The following is a 289-nucleotide window of genomic DNA, read 5'->3' on the forward strand; positions in this document are numbered from 1 at the left end:
TGTTTTGTTGTTTACAGCGACGTCTGTAGCTTAAGGAAACAGCGCTGTTGCCCCATTTGCCATAACATCAACGCTACTGAACACTTTACCGTCTACCCAAAAGTAGAACCGGATTCTACTCAAGTGAATTTCTTTAGTCAAGCTAAAAAGTCATTAATGATTCATGGAGTAGCTTTACGCACACCAGATGATTGGAGCGATCAAGGTGAAGGACGGAATTGCCCTAAGACCAGAGTGCGTTGCGATCAAGACTGAGGCGCCGGATACATTCGGAGAGATCTTCCGGGGC

The 289-nt window shown here is 46.0% G+C and carries 1 protein-coding gene; it reads left to right on the plus strand.

Features of this window, described 5'->3' with window-relative positions:
* Nucleotides 1–255: hypothetical protein (locus AC6CDK_RS17860; protein ID WP_496639966.1), on the plus strand; the 255-nt coding region annotated here is incomplete at its 5' end.
* Nucleotides 256–289: the final 34 nt, after the last annotated feature.

This window comes from Geobacter sp. PheSNFMC (assembly GCF_059620965.1).